This window comes from Novosphingobium sp. (assembly GCF_040398825.1).
Taxonomy (GTDB): domain Bacteria; phylum Pseudomonadota; class Alphaproteobacteria; order Sphingomonadales; family Sphingomonadaceae; genus Novosphingobium.
Window position 1 is genome coordinate 1 of the sequence record NZ_JBBATI010000029.1, and the last position, 18,831, is coordinate 18,831.

Annotated in this window: 15 protein-coding genes; 7 read left to right on the forward strand and 8 right to left on the reverse strand. The window is 64.4% G+C overall.

What is annotated here, in order from left to right:
- Positions 1-108 precede the first annotated feature (108 nt).
- From ABWP89_RS13755 to ABWP89_RS13775, 5 genes are all read right to left on the reverse strand, one after another.
- Positions 109-465, reverse strand: coding sequence for a hypothetical protein (locus tag ABWP89_RS13755; protein ID WP_353229972.1), 357 nt, complete (start codon positions 463-465; stop codon positions 109-111).
- Positions 466-537: 72 nt separating this feature from the next.
- Complete coding sequence (locus ABWP89_RS13760; protein ID WP_353229974.1) at positions 538-1,311, reverse strand: TIM barrel protein; 774 nt, start codon at positions 1,309-1,311, stop codon at positions 538-540.
- A gap of 249 nt (positions 1,312-1,560) precedes the next feature.
- Positions 1,561-2,841 (reverse strand): TolC family protein, encoded by a 1,281-nt coding sequence (locus ABWP89_RS13765; RefSeq protein WP_353229975.1) that lies wholly within the window; start codon positions 2,839-2,841, stop codon positions 1,561-1,563.
- Between the two features lie 22 nt (positions 2,842-2,863).
- On the reverse strand, positions 2,864-5,980 hold the full coding sequence (locus ABWP89_RS13770) for an efflux RND transporter permease subunit (RefSeq protein WP_353229976.1): 3,117 nt from the start codon (positions 5,978-5,980) through the stop codon (positions 2,864-2,866).
- A 3-nt stretch (positions 5,981-5,983) separates the two neighbouring features.
- Entirely contained in the window at positions 5,984-7,105 is a 1,122-nt protein-coding gene (locus ABWP89_RS13775; RefSeq protein ID WP_353229977.1) for an efflux RND transporter periplasmic adaptor subunit, read from the reverse strand.
- A gap of 94 nt (positions 7,106-7,199) precedes the next feature.
- On the opposite strand from ABWP89_RS13775, the gene ABWP89_RS13780 reads away from it, so the two are divergent.
- From ABWP89_RS13780 to ABWP89_RS13810, 7 genes are all read left to right on the forward strand, one after another.
- On the forward strand, positions 7,200-7,856 hold the full coding sequence (locus tag ABWP89_RS13780; protein WP_353229979.1) for a response regulator: 657 nt from the start codon (positions 7,200-7,202) through the stop codon (positions 7,854-7,856).
- Entirely contained in the window at positions 7,853-9,226 is a 1,374-nt protein-coding gene (locus tag ABWP89_RS13785; RefSeq protein WP_353229980.1) for a sensor histidine kinase, read from the forward strand. The genes ABWP89_RS13780 and ABWP89_RS13785 overlap by 4 nt, the downstream gene beginning before the upstream one ends.
- Positions 9,227-9,357: 131 nt before the next feature.
- Positions 9,358-9,969 (forward strand): cytochrome b/b6 domain-containing protein, encoded by a 612-nt coding sequence (locus ABWP89_RS13790; RefSeq protein ID WP_353229981.1) that lies wholly within the window; start codon positions 9,358-9,360, stop codon positions 9,967-9,969.
- A 10-nt stretch (positions 9,970-9,979) separates the two neighbouring features.
- A complete protein-coding gene (locus tag ABWP89_RS13795) occupies positions 9,980-10,513 on the forward strand; it encodes a helix-turn-helix transcriptional regulator (protein ID WP_353229982.1) in 534 nt (177 codons plus the stop codon).
- Positions 10,500-11,735, forward strand: a complete 1,236-nt coding sequence (locus tag ABWP89_RS13800; RefSeq protein WP_353229983.1) for an MgtC/SapB family protein — start codon at positions 10,500-10,502, stop codon at positions 11,733-11,735. The genes ABWP89_RS13795 and ABWP89_RS13800 overlap by 14 nt, the downstream gene beginning before the upstream one ends.
- 232 nt (positions 11,736-11,967) lie before the next feature.
- Positions 11,968-13,134 (forward strand): cytochrome-c peroxidase, encoded by a 1,167-nt coding sequence (locus ABWP89_RS13805; RefSeq protein ID WP_353229985.1) that lies wholly within the window; start codon positions 11,968-11,970, stop codon positions 13,132-13,134.
- A 366-nt stretch (positions 13,135-13,500) separates the two neighbouring features.
- The gene (locus ABWP89_RS13810) at positions 13,501-14,745 is read left to right on the forward strand and encodes an MFS transporter (RefSeq protein WP_353229986.1); all 1,245 of its coding nucleotides are present in this window, start codon (positions 13,501-13,503) and stop codon (positions 14,743-14,745) included.
- A gap of 6 nt (positions 14,746-14,751) precedes the next feature.
- Here ABWP89_RS13810 and pnuC read toward each other — a convergent pair whose 3' ends face one another.
- Genes pnuC through ABWP89_RS13825 form a run of 3 tightly spaced genes read right to left on the reverse strand, consistent with a single transcriptional unit; the run spans position 14,752 to position 18,811 of the window.
- The gene (pnuC, locus tag ABWP89_RS13815; protein WP_353230029.1) at positions 14,752-15,321 is read right to left on the reverse strand and encodes a nicotinamide riboside transporter PnuC; all 570 of its coding nucleotides are present in this window, start codon (positions 15,319-15,321) and stop codon (positions 14,752-14,754) included.
- Positions 15,321-16,499 (reverse strand): phosphotransferase enzyme family protein, encoded by a 1,179-nt coding sequence (locus ABWP89_RS13820; protein ID WP_353229987.1) that lies wholly within the window; start codon positions 16,497-16,499, stop codon positions 15,321-15,323. Before ABWP89_RS13820 ends, pnuC begins: the two co-directional genes overlap by 1 nt.
- Positions 16,499-18,811 (reverse strand): TonB-dependent receptor, encoded by a 2,313-nt coding sequence (locus tag ABWP89_RS13825; protein ID WP_353229988.1) that lies wholly within the window; start codon positions 18,809-18,811, stop codon positions 16,499-16,501. Before ABWP89_RS13825 ends, ABWP89_RS13820 begins: the two co-directional genes overlap by 1 nt.
- Positions 18,812-18,831 lie beyond the last annotated feature (20 nt).

Sequence of the window (18,831 nt, forward strand, 5' to 3'; positions counted from 1 at the left end):
CGGGTGGGGAGGCGGGGCGGGCGGTATGAGTCGCGCTTTGCGCGAGTTGGTATCACACCCCGAACGGACGGCTTCGTCGAAATGGTCGGCTGCGTGCGCCAGCGCCTCTCAGGCGAAGTGGCCGGACGCGCCGAAATAGAAATCCAGATTGCTGTTGCGCATGAACAGGTTGGGATTAAAGGTCACGCCGGTGACGCGGTCGATGCCGCCGGCGGCAAGTCGCGCACGATACCGGGCGGCGTCGCCGTATTTGGTGTTCACGCAATAGCGGTTCATCGGCACGCCGCTGCGCCCGCCGAACTGCCAGACCGGCTCATAGGGAATTTCGATCGCGCGAAAGCCGGACGTGGCCAGCAGCGGGTAGAGTTCTTCCCAGAAATACCGGCTTTCAAACCAGTTGCGGTTCGGTTGCTGATGGTGGCGATTGATCAGGTCCAGGCTTATCGCGATCGCGTCGGCATGCATGATGCGTGTCCATTTCGTGGGCTGCCGCGCCTTGCCAGGGCGGCACGTCGTGGATGGTTCGGGACCAACTGGTCAGCAGGCCAGGGTCTGCCGGCTGAGCGCAAGGGACTGGTCCATCGGCAGGGTCGGAAAGTATTCCAGCCCAATCGCGCCGGCATAACCCAGGTCCCGCAGGGTCTGCATGACATGGGACCAATCGACGCTGCCCGTGCCCGGTTCGTTGCGGTCGGCCATGTCGGCGACCTGCACATGCGCGACCAGATGCACGCGACCGGCGAGAACCTCGGTGATGTCCTCACCCATACAGGCGCTGTGCCACACGTCGTACAACAGGCGCAGGTTGGGGCTGTTGACCGCCTCGACCAGATCAAGGCCCAGCCTGGTGCTGACCAGGTACATCGTGGCGAACAGTTTCGTGTTGAGCGGTTCGAGCAACAGCATGACGCCGGCTTGCTCGGCTGCGTCGGCAGCTGCGCGCAGGGCGGTGACCGCATTGGCAAAGTGCTCGTCCTCACCCATCCCCTCTACGCGAAAGCCAGAGGCGACAATCAGCGCCGGTTTGCCCAGACAGGCCGTGGCCGCGATCGTTTCGCGCACGGCGGTGACCATTTCGTCGCGCTGGGCGGGATCGACGATCGACCGGCGCGGGTCGACGCACAGGCTGCTCAACCGCATGCCCGTTTCGGTCAGCGCCTGGGCCAGCGCCGCAATCGGCTTGTCACGCCAGAGATGGAATTCAGCGAGGTCAAAGCCCGTCGCCTTTGCCGCGCGCAATCGCGCGTCAAGCTCTCCGGCTTCGGAGAATTGCCATTCGATACAGGAAGCCAGTGGGTACGCCGCAGACATAGGATCTTTTTCCCATTCTACGGCCCCGCCGCGCTTGCGCGCCCGTTTGCCTGGCGGGATTGATCCCCGCTACTTTGTCAGCCGGTCCCTTACCCACCTGCAGCAGAAAATCAAGCAGTCAGTCGGGAGCCGGGCGGCATGCGGCGGGTGCGCCAGTCGATCACGCTTCGCGCTTTTGCGTCTTTGCGCGCTGTCGGTGGTATTCGCCGTTTCCCGGCGGCAGCCAGATCATGCCACCGCAGCCTGCCGTCATTCCGGCGCGGCACCCGGCGCGTCGTCGTCATCGCCGATCCACAACTCGTGGGCATCGATCCGGATACGGGTGAGCGCACGCATCGCATCGGCGCGGGCCAGCACCTCTGCGCGCGCGGCGTCATGCACCATGCGCTCGGCCAGCAGCACCTCGGCCAGATTGATTTCACCCAGTTGCTGCCCGCGCCGGGTCTTTTGCAAGACGCCGGACTGCGCATCGCCGGCATCGCGTGCCTGTTGCCAGGCGGCCAGCGTGGATTGCGCATCGACCAGGTCGGCGTCGGCGGTTTCCTGCATGTTGCGGCGCACGGCCTGCAAATCGGCCTGCACCGCGCTGGCTTGCGCGCCCGCCCGGCTGGCCAGGGCATAACGATAACCGCCGCCGAACGGGATGGAAAACAGCAGCCCTGCACCTTTTTCCATGCCGCCTTTTTCCGAAAACACCCTGAACCCGAATGACGGATCGGCGCGGCGTTCCTTGCGCGCGCGTTCGGCCTGCGCATCGGCCTGCAACGCCAGCGCCTCGGCTGCGGCCAGTTCATGGCTACGGCCCAGAATCTTGTCGTGCAACATCGCCAGACCACCATCGGGAAGCCGCGGCGCCGGCACATCCGGCACGGTCGCAGGCAACGGCAAACGGGGGAACTGCGCCGCCAGCCGGGCGCGGGCCACCGCCGCGCGCCCGGCGGAACGTTCGGCCAGCGCGCGTGCGGTATCATAGGCTGCGGCCACCCCGGCGGCTTCAAGCGCAGAGGCATCGCGCAACGCCACCCGGCGTCCGGTGCTGGTCAGCAAGGCCTGATAATTGGCAACCGCCTGACGATCGACCGCCGCTTCCTGCGCTGCGGCCAGCCAGTCCCACCAGCCCTGCGCCAGGCGCAACGCGGTCTGATGCCGGGCATCTTCGGCCATGTTGCGTGCATATGTCACGCCCTGGCTGCCGATCTGACGATCCAGCGCGGCTTTGCCGGGCAGGCGGATGGGGCGCGTCACTTGCGCCTCGAACTCGTCAAAGCGGCCATTGCCCGCGCCGGTGCCATCGTGGACCGTGCGGCTGAGATAGCTGCTGGTCAGCGTATATTCGTGCGGGCCCTGTGCCAGCGCGTCAGCCTCTGCCCGCGCCGCGTCGGTGCGCGCGTTGGCAGCCCCGACATTGGGGTGATCATCGAGCGCTTGCAGTACGTCCGGCCTGGCGGGCAGCCCCGGCTCTGCCGAGTCAGGCGCCGCCGCATGGCTGGTCCCGGGTTGCCGCGTGAGCGACAGGACAAGGGCGAACATCAGCGCCCTGACAAGCCACGATTTACGCATGGGTTATCTCCCGGTCGCCGGCAGCACGCTCGGCGGCATTTTCGCCAAATTTTTCATAAAGGATCGGCAGCAGGATCAGCGTCAGCAACGTCGATGTGATCAGTCCCCCGATCACCACGATCGCAAGCGGTCGTTGAATTTCCGATCCGGGCCCGGTGGCAAACAGCAAGGGCACCAGGCCAAAGGCGGCGATCGACGCGGTCATCAGCACCGGGCGCAAGCGCCGCTGCGCACCGATCCGTACCGCCTCTGCCAGCGGCATGCCCCGTTCGCGCAACTGGCGAAAATAGCTGACCATCACCAGCCCGTTGAGCACCGCAATACCCAGCAGCGCGATAAAGCCGACCGAGGCCGGCACCGAAAGATATTCTCCCGACATTGCCAGCGAGATCATCCCGCCGACCATGGCAAAGGGAATATTGACAAGAATGAGTGTCGAAGCCCGTACGCTTGCCAAAGTGGCGTAAAGCACCACAAAGATCACGGCGAGCGCGATCGGCAACACCAGCAGCAACCGGGCCGAGGCACGCTGCTGGTTTTCGAACTGGCCGCCCCACACCAGACGATAGCCCTGCGGCAGCTTTACATTCGCGCCCACCTCCGCCTTGGCCTGATCGACATAGCCGACCAGATCGCGCCCGGTGACAAACGCCTGCACCATGGCAAAGCGCGAACCGTTTTCATGTTCCAGCTTCACCGGCCCGGCGATGCGTTCAACCCTGGCAACATCGCTGGCGCGCACCAGCTGGCCGCTGGGGCTGCGATAGGTCTGATCGGCAAAGGCCTGCGGAGTCTGGCCATCTGTCGCGCCCGGACCACGGATCAGGATCGGCACCCGGCGCAGCCCATCGGCCACCACACCGGCGCGCACCCCTTCGACCTGGGCGCGCATGGCATCCTGCAACTGGTCGATCGGCATCCCGGCACGGCCGGCGGCAATGCGGTCGATATCAAGTTGCAGATAGTCCACTTTGTCATTGGCCACGGTCAGCGCTTCGCTGGTGCCGGGAATGGCCTTGATCCGGGCCTGGATCTGCCCGGCGATGCGCGCCAGTTCGGCATTGTCGGGGCCAAAGATGCGGATGGCCAGATCACCCCGCGCGCCGCTGAGCATTTCGGAAATGCGCATTTCGATCGGCTGGGTATAGCTGGTCTGGATGCCGGGCAAATCGGCCAGCACCTTGCGGATCTGGGCGATGACCCATTCCTTGTCGCCCACGCGCCATTCGGATCGCGGCTTCAATTTGAGAAAGCTGTCGGTTTCATTCAGGCCCATCGGATCGAGCCCCAGTTCGTCGGACCCGGTGCGCGCAATCACGTCGGTCACTTCGGGCACTTTGGCCAGGATCGCCTGCTGAACCCTGGTATCGTCCTCCAGGCTGTGCGCCAGGCTGATCGAGGGCGCCTTGGTCAACTGCACGATCACGCTGCCCTCATCCATGGTGGGCAGGAACGTCTTGCCCGTGACGGAATAGGCCACCCCGGTCAGCACCAGCGACACCGCCGCCACGCCAAACACCAGCCGTTTGCGCGCAAACGCACCCGCCAGCAGCCGGGCATAGCGCGGGCCCAACTGGCGCATCAGCCAGGGTTCGTGATGGGCGCCCTGCTGTGCGCCGCCAACCTTGAGTCCAAAGAAGGACAGCACCGGGATCAGCGTCAGCGCCATGACCAGCGCGGACACCAGCGCCAGAATGATCGTCAGCGCGACCGGAGCAAACAGCTTGCCCTCCAGCCCCTGCAACGTCAGCAAGGGCAGGAACACCAGCGCGATGATCGCCATGCCGCTGGCCACCGGCGTCGCGACTTCTGCCGCGGCCACAAACACATTGTGCAATTTGCTGGTGCCGGCATGGCGCGGGTCGGACAACCGTTCGACCACGTTTTCGACCACCACGACCGCGCCATCGACCAGCATGCCGACGGCAATGGCCAGCCCGCCAAGGCTCATCAGGTTGGCAGTCAGGCCGATGGATTTCATGGCGATAAAGGTCATCAGCGACGCCATCGGCAGCGCCAGCGCGACGATGACCGACGCCCGCACATCGCCCAGAAACAGCAGCAGCAGGACGACAACCAGCAACGTCGCCTCAAGCAGCGCTTCTTCCACCGTGCCGACCGCGCGTCCGATCAGATCGGATCGATCATAAAACACATCAAGCTTCATACCCGTGGGCAGGCTGGGGGCGATTTCCGTCAGCCGGGCCTTGACGCCATCGACAACTTTCGACGCATCCGCCCCGCGCAGCGCCATCACCAGCCCTTCGACCGCCTCACCCTTGCCGTTGCGGGTGACCGCGCCATAGCGGGTGAGCGCGCCCGTCCGCACTGCGGCAACATCGCTGACGCGCACCACGCCGCTGCTGCCGGATTTGACCACCACCGCGGCCAGATCATCGAGATTGCGGATCGCCCCGGTGGCACGCACGATCAGCGCTTCTTCGCCGGTGGCCAGGCGACCGGCGCCATCGTTGCGGTTGCCCGCGTTGATGGCGCTGGCAAGATCGGACACGCTCAAGCCTGTCGCGGCCAGCGCATTGGCATCGGGCGCGACTTCAAACGTTTCCACCATGCCGCCCAGCGCGTTGACATCGGCCACGCCCGGAACCGTGCGCAGTGCCGGACGGATTACCCAATCGAGCACCCGCCGTTTTTCGGCCAAGGACTGCGGCCCTTCGATGGTGAACATGTACATGTCGGACAACGGCGTAGCGATTGGCGCCATGCCGCCGCTGACCGTGGCGGGAAGCGCACCCATCACGCCCGTCAGGCGCTCGTTGACCTGGTTGCGCGCCCAATAGACATCGGTGCCATCATCAAAATTGATGGTGACGTCGGCTATCGCGTATTTGGCCACCGATCGCAGCACGGATTGATGCGGGATACCCAGCATTTCCTGTTCGACCGGCGCGATAACCCGGCTTTCCACCTCTTCGGGGGTCATGCCGGGCGCCTTCAGGATGATCTTGACCTGCGTCGACGAAATGTCGGGAAAGGCATCGATCGGCAGGGTGATGAACGCCCATGCGCCTGCGCCGGCCAGCGCCAGCGCAAAGCCAAGGATGGCCATGCGCCAGGCCAGCGCGCGTTCGACCAGTTTGCGCAACATCGCTTATTGCCCCTGGCTCAACGATTTCAGTTCGGCGACACTGCTGGTGGCAATCTGGCTGCCCGGCCGCACGCCCGCAGACAAAAAGACCAGATCGCCGATCTGCCCCGCCACGGTCACCCTGGTCGCGCGAAAACCGGTGGCCGTGCGCACAAACACCTCATCGTGATCGCCGACATGGGTGACCGCCGATGCCGGCAGCGACACGCCGCCCACAGCGGCTGGCCCGGCAATGGTCACCATCACCCCCTTGCCCGGCACGAAGCTGCTGTCGGACGGAAGGCTGGCCTTGGCGGCCAGTGAACGCGTCAAGGGGTCAAGCGATCCGGAAATTGACAGGACGGTGCCGCGCGCCATGCGGCCGTCCTGGGTCACGGTGATGTCCATGCCCGGGCGAACCTGCCCGGCCAGCCGCTCCGGAACTTGCAGATCAAGCCGCAGATTGGCGGAATTTTCGACAATGAACGGCGCGATGCCATTGCCCACCGCGCCGCCGGTATCGACCGCAACACTCGCCACGCGGCCCGATATCGGCGCGCGCAAGGTTATCGTGCCATCACGTGCCGCCCCGCCCAGCGCCAGCAAGCGCCGGTTTTCAGCAACGGTCGCCCGGGCCGAGGCGAGCGCGGCGCGGGCCTCGTCGGCGCGGGCGGGTGCGATGATGCCTTCGCGAGACAGTTGTTCCAGCCGCGCCGCATTGGCCGCCACCACCGGCAACTCTGCCTGGGAACGGGCCAGCGCGGCGCCAAACTGCACCGATTCCGCCGCCCGCACGATCGCCAGCACCTCGCCTTGCCGCACGACCTGACCCTGAATGACCAGAACCTTGACCACTGTGCCCGCATAGGGCGTGGTTACTGCCACCCGCGCATCGGGTGGCAGCGAAACCACACCGGGAACCGTGCCGATCGGCAGCGCCGCTGCCGGTTGCGCCGACGCCAGCTTTACCCCCAGGCGATCAATCTGTTGCGCGTTCAGCGCGATGGAGCCATCTTTCGCCGCCGCAGTGGCCGGTGCTGCTGCCGGCGCTGACTTGTTACATGCCGACAGCACGGCCAGCCCCGCGCACAGCGGCAAGACAAGACAGGCACGGCCTGGGCGAAAGGGCGAAACGGGCTTTTGCATAAAGGCGCCCTTACAGTCTCAAGCTGACAGGAACTTGTCAGTTTGGCAGTGTATGACCCGTGTTGCCCGATCATGGGCCGATGGAACGAAACCCGTGCGATTGTTGTTGGTAGAAGACGATGTCGAACTGGCCGCACGCCTGGCAGAGCGCCTGCGCAAGGCGGGCTTTGCCGTCGATGTGGCCGCAACGCATGCGGACGGCGAACATTGGCCCGATCTCGAAAAATTTGGTGCGGTGGTGCTCGATCTCAACCTGCCCGATGGTTCGGGGCTGGATCTGCTGCGGCTTTGGCGCGCACGGCGCATCGTCATTCCCATCATTATCCTGACGGCCCGGGGCAGCTGGCAAGACAAAGTTGAGGGCCTGAATGCCGGGGCCGATGACTTTGTGGTGAAACCGGTGCGGTTTGAAGAACTGCTGGCACGGCTCCACGCTGTATCGCGGCGGCAACAGGGTAACACCGGCACGTGGCTGGAACGCGGTTCCCTGCGGATCGATCCGGTCGGCAAGCAGGCGGAGCTTGATGGCGTCGCGCTGCCGCTGTCGCGCATGGAATTTCGTCTGCTGCACTTGTTCATGCGACAGTCTGGCCAGGCCCTGGCGCAGGACGTGATCATTGACCACATCTATGACCTTGACGCGGAACGGCAGTCCAACGCGGTCGAAACGCTGGTCAGCCGCCTGCGCCGCAAGGTCGGCCGCGACCGGATCGAAACACTGCGGGGCTTTGGCTACAGGCTGATCGCATGACGACGTGGCGTTTCCCGGAAAAGCTGTCCTCCGCCAGTCTGCGTGCGCGCTTTCTGGTTGCCATCCTGCTGTGGGTGGCTCTGGGCATCGGCGGGATCTGGTATTCCGCGACGAGCGTGTTCACGCGGCATATCGAACAGCAATACCACGATGAACTTTACGGCCATGTGCGCGAACTGGCCGGCCTGGTGGATGTGACCCGGGACGGCCAGATCGCGTTGTCGCGCCCCTTGTCCGATCCGCGCTATCTGGAACCGATGTCGGGGTTTTACTGGCAGGTCACCGTCGATGCCGGGCAAACCCTGCGATCCGCATCGATGCGCCACGGCATGCTCGACGATGATGTCGCCCATTCGCCCCAGGTCGTTCACACAATCGAGAGCGGCCCCACCGGACCGGCGATCACCTATGGCTTTACCCGCCTGGTGCCCGACGGGCGCGTCATCCACTACGTTATCGCCACCGACAAACGCTATCTCGATGACGCCATCGCCGGCTTTACGCGCGAGCTGACGCTGTGGCTGGCGGCTTTGGCGCTCGCGCTGATCGGCACCGGCGTGGCGGTGATCGCCTTTGCCCTCAGACCGCTCAATCGATTGGGCATAGCCGTGGCAGAATTGCGCAGCGGGCGCCGGGAACCGTTGCAGGGGCAATTTCCAGCCGAAATCAGCCCCCTGGTCGACGATCTCAACATCTATATCGTCGAAAATCAGGCGATCATCGATCGCGCCCGGGTGCAGGCCGGCAATCTGGCGCACAGTCTGCGTACCCCGTTGGCGATCATCACCGACGAAGCAGAGCGCCTGCATGATGATCCCCACAGCAAGGGGCACGGGACCAGCCTGCTGCGCCAGTGCGACATCATGGTGCAGCAGATCGAATACCATCTGGCACGCGCGCGGTCTGCCGCCATGGCCAAGACGTCCGGTCGAACCAGCCTGCTGCCCGACATTTTTGCGCCGCTGCTGGGCGCGATGCGCAAATTGCACCCCGACAAGCTGTTTGTTCTGGAACACCCCGTCGGAATGGACATGAAGGTCGCGGTCGATCCGGTCGATCTGTCGGAACTGCTGTCGATCCTGCTCGATAACGCGGGGAAATGGGCGAATGCCCGCGTCGCGATCAGCCTGGAGGCAAACGCAGGCAGGCTGGCGATCAGCCTGTCCGATGATGGCCCGGGTATGACGCCTGCGCAGATGGTCGATGCGTTTGCCATCGGCACCAGATTTGACAACGCCAAGCCGGGCTCTGGCCTGGGTCTGGCCATCGCCAGCGACATTGCCGAAGTCTATGCGATCGATCTGCGGCTTGAGGCCAATCCGGCCGGAGGGATCACCGCCAGACTCGGTATTCACGCGACCCCGTATTGAAAGCCGGTCGTTATCGGCCATGCGCATCGATAAGCATGCGCTTAGCCGTGCCATCATAAGCGCCGATCCAATGGAGTGCGACGTTTGTTCGCGTCAAGGCTGCCCCAGGCCACATTTTTTGGAGCAGGTCCATGACAGCCATTTCAATCACATCCCGCCGCAACTGGGACCCAGTCGTCAAGTTGACCCATTGGACCATCGCCGCCGCCGTGCTGGTCAATGGCGCGCTGACCGAGGGCGGATCATGGCCGCATATCTGGGTGGGTTATGCCCTGTGCGCCATACTGGCCCTGCGCTTGCTGTGGGGGCTGGTCGGCCCCGCCGAAGCGCGCTTTTCGGCATTTCCGCCGAGCCCCGCCAAAGCCATCGCCCATATCCGCGATATCCGCGCGGGCAAAAACCACATGGAGCCGTCGCACAATCCGCTGGGCGCACTGATGGTCTATGCGATCTGGGGCACGCTGGGCGTGATCATTGCGACCGGTATCACGATGGCCGGATTGCCGCCCCATGCGGCCGAGCATCACAAAGCTTCAGCACGCGCGATGGTCGCGATTGCGTCTGATGCGGATGAGGATGAAGATGCAGGAGGCTCTGCACAGGACAGCCCGCTCAAGGATGTTCATGAAACCGCGGCCGACCTCCTGTATGTGCTGATCGCACTGCACCTGGCCGGTGTCATCTTCGAAACGCGGCGTAGCGGGCGCCAGATCGTTCTGGCCATGATACCGGGCCGCCGATAAGCTGCGACCGATGATCGACCGCCGCAGAACACTTGAACGCAAGACCCTGATCCTGGCGCTGGTGCTGGTGTTTCAGGTGTTGGCGGCCACGTTCTTTGCGGTCGATGTCGCCTCTGACATCGCGTCAACCGGCCTTGGCGCGCATCTCATTGTGGAACTGGCAGCCACGCTCGCGCTGGTCGCCGGCGTGGTGATCGGGGCCAGCCAGGTCCGCGCGATGATCATGCGCGCGCGGGCGGATGACACGCTGATTGCCGCGGCGAAAGGAGCCATGAGCGCCCTGATCCGCCAGCGCTTTGCCGAATGGGCGCTGACGGGCGCAGAGGCCGATGTCGCGCTGTTTGCCATCAAGGGTTTTAGCGTGGCAGAGATCGCGCAATTGCGCGGTTCTGCACATGGCACGGTGCGGGCGCAACTGACCCATATCTATGCCAAGGCGGGCACGACATCGCAGACCGGGCTGATTGCCGGGTTCATGGATGATCTGGTCGATGGCGCCGGGCTCGGCGACCAGGTGCGGGAACCGTCGCATGCCGCAGATTGAGCTTATCCAACGCCTGCTGATCGCGCTTGGGATCGGCCTGCTGATTGGCGCAGAGCGCGAACGGCGCAAGGCCGAGCGCCCTGCAGCGGTGGGTGTGCGCAGCTTTACCATCGCGTCATTGCTGGGGGCTGGCTCTGCGATGATGCCGCAACTGTGGATGCCGGGTGTCGCGATGATCAGCATCACCGCGCTGGCGCTGATCAGCAGCTGGAGGCGCAATGCTTCGCCGGATACCGGGATAACCACCGAAATTGCCCTGGTTACGACCACTTTGCTGGGTGCCCTGTCCGCCAGCGTGCCGCTCGTCGCCGCTGCCCTGGCCGTGCTGGTGACAATTGTTCTGGCCGCGCGTGCACCCCTGCACCGCTTTGTCGACGAAACTGTGTCGGCGGGTGAATTGGCCGACGTGCTGCTGCTGGCCGGGGCCACGCTGGTCGTGCTGCCGCTGCTGCCCGATCGGCAGATGGGGCCATTCGGCGCGCTCAATCCCCATGCCATCTGGCTGGTGGTGGTGGTGATCCTGGCCATCAACGCCGCAGGTCAGGTTGGTTCCCGCATGCTTGGCGCGCGGCTTGGCGTGCCATTGCTGGGGCTGGCGTCGGGCTTTGTCTCCAGCTCTGCCACGATCGGGGCCATGGGCGCATGGGTACGCAGCAATCCAGGATCGCTGGCCGCCGGCACGGCCGCGGCGATTTTGTCCACCGTTGCTACCTATGTGCAGATGGCGATGGTGATCGGGGTGACGGATCATCGCACATTCGTGGCCACCATCGGCCCGGTAAGCGGGGCTGCGCTGGTGGCGCTGGCCGCAGGAGGATGGTTCGCTGCGCAGGCCTGGCGGGAAACACCTGCCGAACCGCCCCGGTTCAGTCGCTCGTTCAACCTGGTCATGGCACTGCTGTTTGCGGGCGTCCTGGCGGTGATGCTGGTGGCATCGGCGGCGCTGCGATCATGGTTCGGCGAAACCGGCCTGCTTACCGCGGCGGCGATCTCGGGTGTGCTCGATGTGCATGCCGCCGTGATCTCGGTCGCAGCGCAGGTGGCCGATGGAACGATGACGCCGCAACACGCGGTCGTGCCGATCCTGACCGCCAGCTCGACCAGCGCTGCGGCAAAGATGCTGTTTTCCGCATTGGCGGGCACACGCCCGTTTGCGGCCCGCGTTGTCCCTGCCCAATTGCTGATGATCAGCGCAGCATGGGCGATCGCCTTGGTGATCTGATGTGGCAATTGTCAACCGGTGTACCAGCGCAAGCGGTCCCCCGCGCCGTGTATCCAACCCATGATGGCGTGGGCTGGGTATATTCCGCCCCTGCGGTTTGCCCCCGGCCCCGGGCTATCTGATCGGCAGGCGCAATTGCGGGCCTGAAAGGCGCGGTCCCCATGCGGCCCGTCTGTTTCGCTGCGGTCTGTCGCAGCGCCGGTTCGGCCGTTTTTGGATCGAGGAGAGCACCATGCACGCAGCATCTGACCATTCCGGCGGGCACGTCCGTTCTCAACGCAGGCCGCGCCTGGCGGCGGGCTGCCGGTCGATCCTGCTGGCAGCGAGCGTCAGCCTGCTGGTCGCCGGTTGCAACAAGGCGCCACAAACCGCCGCCGCCCCGAACCCTGTTCCGCTGGTTGCCAGTTCCGCGATACCGGCAACAACCGACCCGCTGATCCTGCGCGCGCGCGGGCTGTTTCAGCCAATCCCCACCACAGCGCCGGACCTGCCCGGCAATCCGGCGACGGCGGAAAAGGTCGCGTTGGGTGCAATGCTCTATTTCGATCCGCGGATTTCGGCGACCCATTCGATCAGTTGTGCGTCATGCCACAATATGGGTCTTGGCGGAGCCGACAATTCGCCAACCTCGGCGGGCTTTCACGGCACGCGGGGCGGGCGCAATTCGCCCACGGTGTTCAATGCCGCGTTCAATTTCGCGCAATTCTGGGACGGCCGGGCAAAGGACCTTGCAGAACAGGCAGGCGGGCCAATGGTCAATCCGGTGGAAATGGCATCGCCCAAACAGCATGTTGCCGAACAGTTGGCAGCGTTGCCGCAATATCGCACCGAATTTGCGCGCGCCTTCGCCGGCGATGCCAATCCGGTTTCGCTGGCCAACGCGCAAACCGCGCTGGCCGTGTTCGAAGCGACGCTGTTCACGCCCAATGCGCCATTCGACCGCTTTTTGCGCGGCGATGCGGCTGCGCTGGGCGCTGACCAAAGGGCCGGCCTGACGCTGTTCATGGACAAAGGCTGCTCTGCCTGCCATGCCGGGGTCAATATCGGCGGCGCCATGTATGCCAAATTCGGGGCAGTCGCGGTGCCCGATGCCCAATATCGCCCGGTCGGCGACAAGGGACGCAGCGCCGTGACCGGCAGGCCGGCCGACGACTATGTTTTCAAGGTGCCGAGCCTGCGCAACATTGCCCTGACCGCACCCTATTTCCACACCGGATCAGAACAGGACCTGGCAAAGGCTGTCAACGTCATGGCCAGGGCACAGCTTGGCCAATCGCTGACCACGGCCGAGACGGCGCAGATCGTGGCCTTCCTCAAATCACTGACGGGCGATCAGCCCAGGATCGTGGAACCGCAATTGCCGGTCAGCGACGCCGGATCACCACTGCCCGACAAATAGCCGCAAACAGCGGCATGCAGCCCGTCGCGCGTGATGGTTGGCAAAGCATCAATGCCGGTCACTGTTTGCGGGGCCGGCGTCACCGTTTTCGCCGCGCACACCGATGCTGGCCAGCACCGGCGATGCAATGCCCGGGATAATCAGACCGCGTTTGCACAACGCCGTCTGGCGCGATCGCCGGCGGGCTGCGCGTGCTGAACGATCGGACTGATCCGCACTTTCGCAAAAAGAATGCCGCAACCGGTATTGCGCGCCGACGAAAGGCTTGCGACCATGAGCGACGCATTGCCATCCCGAACGCGGGGGCGATGCTGGCACCAGACGCCGGTGCCCGATTGGTTTGTTGCGTTACCGGAAAGGCGCAGGATGAAATCCGATACCGCGACATCGTCCGGCTATACCAGACCAATGGTTCTGGTCGGCCTGGTCAGCGCATCACTGTTCATCAATTATATCGATCGCGGAAATCTGGCGACCGGTGCAAAACAGATCAGCGCCGATCTGAACCTGTCCGCAACGGCCTATGGCACGCTGCTGGCGGCGTTCTATTTCAGCTATACCCTGTTGCAGCTGCCGATGGGGATGCTGGCAGACCGCTGGGGTTGCAAACGGGTGCTGGGCCTGGGCGCGCTGATCTGGTCGATTTCGACGCTGCTGACCGGCTTTGCCACCAGCTTTCCCCAGCTGGTCGCCTTGCGTTTTTTGCTTGGTCTGGGCGAATGTGTTGCCTTTACCACGGCGTCAAAGCTGATCGCGGTCAATGTGCCGCGCGACAAGGTCAGCCTGGCCAACGGCATCATCGGGTTTGGCTATATGGTCGGGCCGGCGGTGGGCACGCTGCTGGGTGGCATGCTGATGGTCCAATGGGGCTGGCGACCGGTGTTTGTCGCGTTTGGCGCCCTGTCGCTGCTGTGGCTGTTGCCCTGGAGCCGGGTGCGCCTGCGCCCCGAACCGGTCACTACCGGTGATGGGGCGACGATCCAGCCCGTGCCGCTTTCCCAAATCCTGCGCCAGCGCGCCCTGTGGGGGGCGTCGATCGGGCACTTTGCCGGCAACTGGAACTGGTATTTCATCCTCGGCTATTTGCCACTCTACCTTGAAAAAGCGCGGGGATTTGACAAGGTTACCATGGCAGAGATGGCATCCGCGGCCTATCTGGTGAATGCGCTGACGGCCTTGCTGGGTGGCTGGGCCATCGGCCGGTTGATGGCATCGGGCCGGTCCGCCACCATCGTCTGCAAGGTTCCGCTGGCGTGCGCGCAGGTCGTCGGACTGGTCTCCATGCTGCTGATGCCGGTCCTGCCGATCACGGGCTGCATTGCCTGCCTGTTTGCCTACGAGATTTTTCTGGGACTTTCATCGGCGCAATATTTCATGATTCCGCAGATCATGGGCGGGCCGGCTGCGGTGGCGCGCTGGGTCGGCATACAGAACATGATGGGCAATTTTCCCGGGATCATCGGCCTGTTCTTTGCCGGCGTGCTGATCGACGCCAGCGACGGATCGTATTTCAACGCGTTTCTGGTAGCGGGCCTGATCAACGTGCTGGGGTTTATCGGATGGGTGTTCATTTTACCGCGCATCGAACCGGTCGACTGGGCCAAAGCGTGACGCGATTCATATGGAACGCTGCATCTGCGGCGCCTGCCGCCAGCGACGATAACCCAGCACCGCCAGCACGATCATCGCTGCATAAAGCCCGGTGGTCAGCCACAGCGCCTTGACCATGAACATGCCGACATAGGCGATGTCCACCGTGATCCACAGCAGCCAGTTTGCGGCATGGCGCCGCGCGGTCCAATATTGGGCAACCAGGCTGAAACTGCTGAGCGTGGCATCGATCCATGGCAGGGCCGCATTGGTATAGTGGCTGGTAAACCAGCCGATCGCCAGCGCCGCCACCGCGCCGGCCAGCAGCCCTGCGCACGCCTGCCCGCGCGACAATGGCACCACCACGACGTCTCCGCTGTCCCGCTTTCCGCGCGCCCAGACCACCCAGCCATAGGCGATGCCAAGCGCAAACAGCGCCTGCAGCGCCATGTCGGCATAGAGCCGCACATCGAGGAACAGTTTGAAATAGAGCGCACAGGCCACCAGGTTGATCGGCCAGCACAACATCGCCCGCCGCGCGGTCAGCCAGATGGCCAGAAAGCTGGTGGTGACAGCGATCAGTTCCAGCATCGACATCACGCGCCGGCCCGCTTGCGCAACTGCTGCAGGAAATCCTGGCCGGCGTGTGACAAAAACCATTCGGCATGATCAATGGCATAGCCGTGCCAGGCCAGACCGGCCTGCGCCGGGTCGGCCAGGATGCCGGCGAAATAGTCCACTTCGGACAGCGCAAATTCGATATGTACCAGCGGCAGCAGGCGCACGATGGTTTCAACATCGGCGGCGCCCAGCGGCAGCACCGTGCGATACCCGGCCAGCAGCGCCAGCGCGCCATCCACATCGGCCGGTGTATCGATCGTTCCATCGCGCAAATGCAGCCAGGGTATGGCGGTCCGCTCGATCGCCGTGGCAATATCGTGGAGCGCGCAAGTGCGGGTCGCCAGCCCGAAATCGAACATGCAATCGACCATGCCGTCAGCCGACCACAGCTGATTGGACGGGTGCCAGTCGTTGTGCGTCCACAGCGGCGGCTGGCCCGCCAGCCGTTCGGTCAGGCCCTGCCCCAGCATGGCAAACAGGCGGCCAAGGTCCTGCCGCCACGGCTTGTCCGCCAGAAACGCGGCCAGTGCCGGGCGCGCGGCAATATAGGCGGCGGCCGCTGTCAGCGGATCGTGCGACGGCAGGATGGTAAAGCTGGCGACCAGCGGATCAGGCCCGCGCGGGCCCGCGGCGAAATCCTGCGCGGCCCGATGCAGCTGCGCCAGCGCCGCACCGGCAGCACCGGCATGGCCATGGTCAAGGAACGGCGTCCACGATTGCCGGTCGCGATAGAGGTCAAGGCCCGGTGTCTGGCGAAACAGTTCGTAAGTCCAGTCACCCTGTGCGACGGCGCCGGTGCCATCGCGTGCCGGCACGATTGCGCTCACCGCCAGCCCTGCATTCTGCAAATGCGCCATGAACCGGTGTTCTGGCGCCAGTGCCCCCGGCGTGCGCACGCGCCGGTGATGCCGCTTCAGGAAAAACCGGCCCGCGTCCGTCTGCACTTGCGCCGCAGCAGAAAACGGGCGTGGCGAATGCCAGTGCAACCCGGATCGCGAACCGGCCATGCGCCCCGCAGCGGGAAACCGGTCGAGCACGGCCGACGCCTCGTCAACGGTAATGGCGGGCCAGACCGGCGCCTCCAGCGCCGTGCCCATGCCATGCACCAGATGCGCGGACTGTGACAGGGCAGTCGGGGCGATCGGGGCTGTCATCAAAAGGCCCGCGCGATCGTCACCACAAAGGCGCGTCCGCTGCCGATGTAATAGGCCGGTGCCGATCCGGAAATCAGCGTACCGTTGCGGCCAACGGTATCCTGCGCATTGGTGCTGACGGCCTCGACACCGGCCAGCACATGCGGATTGGTCACGTTGATCGCGTTCAGCCGCAGATCGGTGCGCTGTGCATCGACCAGCCCCGCCAGATGCACCCCGATCGACAGATCGAGCGTGGCATAGCCCGGAATGCTTTCGTCGTTCATGAACGTCGAAAACTGCCGGCCGACATATTTGAGCGCGCCAGAACCGAACAGGCGGCCATCATCATACGTGCCGCCCACACCGAACTGCGCCGTGGGGCTGGACACCGCATGGTTGCCCGTGGTCGGCAGAAAATCGCCATTGACCGGCAGATCGCTGTCGATCCGGGTGTGCAGAACTTCGCCCGACAGATAGACGCTGAGGCCTTTGGCGGGGCGATAGTCGATTTCGCCATCCAGCCCGTACGAGGTCTGGCTGCCGGCGTTGAGCGTCGAATTGATCAGCGCGCCGCCGGCATTGATCACCGTCGCCAGCTGACGGTTGCGGAAATGATAGTGAAACGCGGTCAGCGACAGCGACAGCACCGGGCCGATGTAGCGGTAGCCCAGTTCCTGCGACACCGCATATTCGTTGCGCAGCGTGGGTGCCCCTACCCCGGTCAGCGCACCGCCGTAATAGGTGTTGTACAAGGTATATTCGTCGGGTGACCGGAAATTGGTGGTGACATTGGCGAACAGTTGCTGGCGGTCGTCCACCCGGTAATGCAGCGCCGCGCGGGGCAGCGCGGCAAAGCTGTCATGGCGGACGCCCGCCTGTGGCCCGGGCAGATAGTTCTGCCCGTTGTGCAGCACGGCGACGCCCTTGAACCCCACATCCAGGCCCAGCCGCGGCGTGACGGCGATGCTGTCGGCCACGAAAAAGCCACGCGTGGCGGTGATCGTACGTTCGTTTTCATAGGCGAGCAGACGCCCGTCGGCGGTGCGGATGGCCTTGCTTTGATGGCCCCACGGATCGATCGGCGTGCCGTCGGCGTGGATCGATGTGTAGGACTGGATCACGTGATCGGTACCCACATCAAACCACAGCCCGGCGGTCAGGCGATGTGCGCCCGCCTGCAGCGTCAGCCGCGCCACATCCCCACCGCGAAACTGTTGCCCGGTAAAATTGCCCAGCACGGTTGCCAGCCCGTCCTGCGCGCCGGGCAGCGCGATCGGCTGGTCCAGCAATTCGGTGCCGAGCGTGTTGCCGGTGGTGGTCAGCTGCGTGCCATAGGGCGAATTGCCATACCCGAACTGGAGATAGGCGGTGCTGTCGAACGTCAGCCGGTCGTTCAGCTGCAAATGCACCGGCGCGGAAAAATACAGGTTTCGGAACGGGCTGCGATACAGCCGCCAATAATTGGTGTTGCCATCGCTGTAATGGCTGTCGAAATTGAAGCCGCGCCCATTGGCCAGCCAATCGGCCAGCGTCGGGCTGGGATAGCTCGACGTGTTGGCGGCGTTGAACGACACGGCCAGGCTGGCGCGGTTGCCGTCGCCCCATTCGTTCAGCAGTTTGGCATCGATATGGTGGCGCGTGTCGAAACCGGACCCGCGCCAATTGTCGGCGCGGTTGTACGAATACGACACAAACGCTTTCAGCCCGGTCTTGCCGATCCGGCCGGTATCAAACCGCACGAAGGCGCGCGCTTCGTTGTACGAACCCAGCGACAGATCGATCAGGCCGCCCCTGCGCGCCCTGGGATCATCCAGCGTCAGCGACAGCAGCCCGCCGGCGGTGCCGACAACCGGGGAATCGATATCGACCGCCCCTTGCGACAGCGTGACCTGCCGCACATTTTCAGCGTCGGCGAATTGCGAGGGATAGGCATAGTAATAGCCGATGTCGTTCTGCGGCGCGCCTTCCATCAGCACGCCGATCTCGTCCTGCCCCAGCCCGCGCAGGGTCAGGCTGGAACTGACCGACAGGCCATAGGGATCGCTGGATGCGACATTGGCACCAGGCAGCAGATTGATCAGCTGAAACGCGTTCAGCGTCGGCGCCTGCTTGGTGATGAAATCGGCCGAAATGGCACTGACCGCCTTTGGCGCGGTCTGATCGGGCAACAACCCTTCGGGATCGGGATGGCCGACCACGCGGATCGCGGCGGGATCGGCGCCATCGGCGGCCATGGCCGGCGCAACGCACCACAACAGCGGAAACGCCAGCGCGGCGCCGGCGATACGGGGGTAACAACCAATTCGGGGGTAACAACGGGCATTCATCATCGCGTCCACTCCACTGGAGG